At 41.7% G+C, this 2,560-nt stretch carries 5 protein-coding genes; 2 read left to right on the forward strand and 3 right to left on the reverse strand.

The features are described 5' to 3' along the window. Positions 1-168 precede the first annotated feature (168 nt). The 3 genes from V7L97_RS12135 to V7L97_RS12145 all read right to left on the reverse strand — a co-directional run bounded on the left by V7L97_RS12135 (position 169) and on the right by V7L97_RS12145 (position 1,510). Positions 169-402 carry a winged helix-turn-helix domain-containing protein gene (locus tag V7L97_RS12135; protein ID WP_333656356.1) on the reverse strand — a complete coding sequence of 78 codons (234 nt, stop codon included), beginning with the start codon at positions 400-402 and terminating at the stop codon, positions 169-171. After that, positions 399-863 (reverse strand): DUF5666 domain-containing protein, encoded by a 465-nt coding sequence (locus tag V7L97_RS12140; protein ID WP_333656347.1) that lies wholly within the window; start codon positions 861-863, stop codon positions 399-401. The genes V7L97_RS12135 and V7L97_RS12140 overlap by 4 nt, the downstream gene beginning before the upstream one ends. Before the next feature lie 209 nt (positions 864-1,072). Next, positions 1,073-1,510, reverse strand: a complete 438-nt coding sequence (locus V7L97_RS12145; protein ID WP_333656350.1) for a hypothetical protein — start codon at positions 1,508-1,510, stop codon at positions 1,073-1,075. Positions 1,511-1,725: 215 nt separating this feature from the next. Here V7L97_RS12145 and V7L97_RS12150 point away from each other — a divergent pair, with 215 nt between their 5' ends. After that, the gene (locus V7L97_RS12150; protein WP_333656352.1) at positions 1,726-1,950 is read left to right on the forward strand and encodes a NifU family protein; all 225 of its coding nucleotides are present in this window, start codon (positions 1,726-1,728) and stop codon (positions 1,948-1,950) included. A gap of 187 nt (positions 1,951-2,137) precedes the next feature. Next, the coding region (locus V7L97_RS12155; protein ID WP_333656354.1) for an AMIN domain-containing protein at positions 2,138-2,560 on the forward strand (423 nt) is incomplete at its 3' end.

Raw genomic sequence — 2,560 nt, forward strand, 5'->3', positions numbered from 1 at the left:
GGAGGCCGGTAATCATCTGAATTTTTGAATGGAGTGTATGGTCAACGGAGTGGAATACTATTTCTTTGATCTCATAATACATGAATAACCCCACAGCAAGCAGTATGGCGGATGAGAATGTAAAAAACCATAAGAATAGCTGACCCTTTATTGATCTCAGTATTTTTTTCATCTGTCGCTTTTTAATGTGTATCCAGCACCTCTTACAGTGTGTATGAATTGTTTATCAAAACCCTTATCTATTTTATTTCTCAGATAGTTGATATAGACATCTATGATATTGCTGTCAAGGTCAAACTCTGCATCATAGACATGCTCTATAAGCTCTGTTCTGCTTACTACCCTGCCTTCGTTTAAGGCAAGGTATTCAAGTAAATTATATTCCTTTGCAGAAAGCCTTATTTCCTTGCCCTTTTTACTTCGATCTTATATGCAGTGAATGTCTTCCCGTCATAGCTGCCCTTTACTTCCACATATGCTCCGACAACAGCCTTTCCGTGTTCTTCCTCTATAAAGGTATCCTTTGTTACCAGAACCTCTTTTCCATTAACAACCCATGTGCCTACGAACCCTTTTGGAAGCTTTTCTACCGTGCCGTAAATCTTGCTTTCATACCTTTCATGACGCTCATATTCCTTGCCGCCACGTCTTTCATACTCGCTGGCGAGAACCGTCCCTGTTGTTAATACGAGGGCTAAACCCACTGTCAAAACTGCTGATAATGTCTTCATACACGCCTCCCTTTTAATTGGTTTAAATTTTGGTGTTGGCCTGACAATTACGAGTATCGCTCCTATTGTCAGTACCACGGTCAGGACCTCAAAGGCCAATCCCGCTGCCAAGATTGCTGATGATGTTTCCACGGCTTCCTCCTTTCTTCTGGATCAGGGTTAATTTCGGGTACCCACCCAATCCTTGATTTCAGCATAACAAATGGAAGATTAAAGGAAGATTAAAGGCGGTGCATTTGGATATAAGAAAAAAAGAGACACCCTGCACATTATGCAGGGTATCTCATTGGGAGGGGATCGCTATGAGATAAGCGGTTACTTTCTGAAAGTCTGGTGGCAGTTTACACAGCCTTCAAGGAGCTTTTTGTCAGCGATAACATCTCTTTCTGGTTGTTTTCATGTGCTGCATGTGCCAGTGCTTCCAGATTGCCGTGAAACTCTTTATCCAATTTTACGAATTCATCGACCCGATGGGCATTTTTAGGGATTTTGACTGCCCCTGCATGAACTCCTTCGTGGGTCTTTTCCATGGTGCCGTGCATGTGGTGCAGCGCCTTATGCACTTTTTCGCCATCTCCAAGAGATACGGCAGAAACCACTTCACGGAAAACTCCGTCCAGTATTACCATTTCTTCTATCAATGGGTTTGCGGCAGAATGCGATTTTTCATGATGCGAATGCTTATGGACGTCCTGACCGGCTGGCAGGACTGCTGGCAGTGCTGCAGATGACAGTGCGATAAGAAAGGTTGCAAACTTCATAGCAGTTTTCTTTTTCATCCGAGATCCTCCTTTTGTGTCTTGTGTTTGAGATAAACAATGATATATTTTATCCGATAATTTTATGTATGATTTAAATCATGTTAAAATTATTATTAAACAATAAATTGTTATTGCCCTTGATAAACTCTCAATCATTGACTATGATTTAAATAAATGAAGGCGGGGCCCCCAAAAAAAGTCGTCAGATTTTTTGGGGTATTGGTGAGGTAGATATGATTACCAGAGAGCAGGTAGAAGGTGTTTTAGACAAAATCAGGGTCGGCCTTAAGACAGAGGGTGGGGATATTGAACTAATCGAGGTAAAAGACGATATAGTATATGTAAGGCTGATGGGAGCATGCGGCACATGCCCCATGTCTACCCTGACAATGAAAAACTGGGTGGAGAGCACAATAAAGAAGGAGATACCGGAGGTTAAGGCTGTTCAGGCAATATAGTTATAAGTCAGAAGACAGAGGCAATGGAGTAATGGAGTGTTGGAGTATTGGGAGAAAAATCATTACTCCATTACTCCATTACTCCAATTCAGTCCTCCATCGCTCCGTCACTCCATTTTTCCTATTCTTCATGCTGCTCGCTACTTGCTGCTTGCTTATTTTTCCTTCCGTAAGCAAATCTGAAGAGTTGATCGAGGTCAAAGGACTCAGGCACTGGTCTACCGCAGAATACATAAGGGTTGTTATTGACCTGTCAGGCCCTGCAGAATTTAGCAAAGGCAAGTTGTCCAATCCCGAAAGGCTTTTCTTCGATATAAAGAATGCGAAACTGATGAAAGGCATCCAGACAAATTTTGCGATCAACAGTAAATCTCTAAAGACGGTTAGGGTGGGCCGGTTTACTGCAAATACCGTGAGAATCGTTTTTGACCTTGAAACATCTGATTATGACTTTAAGGTTTTCAGTCTTGAAGACCCTGCAAGGCTTGTGATAGAGATTTCTTCAAAGGTCGGCACCGAAGACAAAAAAGATGCAAAGACAGAGGCTAAATTAGAGGACAGAGAACAGAAGACAGAAGACAGAAATATAAGAAATAATATAAGAAATAAT

The sequence above is a fragment of the Dissulfurispira sp. genome, assembly GCF_036745535.1.
Lineage (GTDB): Bacteria > Nitrospirota > Thermodesulfovibrionia > Thermodesulfovibrionales > Dissulfurispiraceae > Dissulfurispira.